Consider the following 223-nt stretch of genomic DNA (forward strand, 5'->3'; position numbering starts at 1 on the left):
TTGCCCCGGTAACGCCATACAGTGAATATATTGAATGGCTGGATCGACAGGACAACGCGGAGGCAGAACGGTTCTGGCGTGATTATTTTGCAGGTTTTGAGCAGCAGACCGTATTGCCGCAGGTCAAACAGCTGGACGGTCACGCAAAAGCATATGAAGCGGACAAGCTTTCATTTACACTGGGCCGTGAAGTGACGGAGCGGATGAACAAGCTGGTTAAGCA

1 protein-coding gene is annotated in these 223 nt (G+C 51.1%); it reads left to right on the forward strand.

Annotated features, from left to right (window positions below; all coding sequences use genetic code 11):
- On the forward strand, positions 1–223 hold a 223-nt coding region (locus HFD99_RS25390; RefSeq protein ID WP_167441121.1), incomplete at both ends, for a condensation domain-containing protein.

It is taken from the genome of Paenibacillus sp. EKM301P, assembly GCF_011800295.1.
In the GTDB taxonomy this organism is placed as follows: Bacteria; Bacillota; Bacilli; order Paenibacillales; family Paenibacillaceae; genus Paenibacillus; species Paenibacillus polymyxa.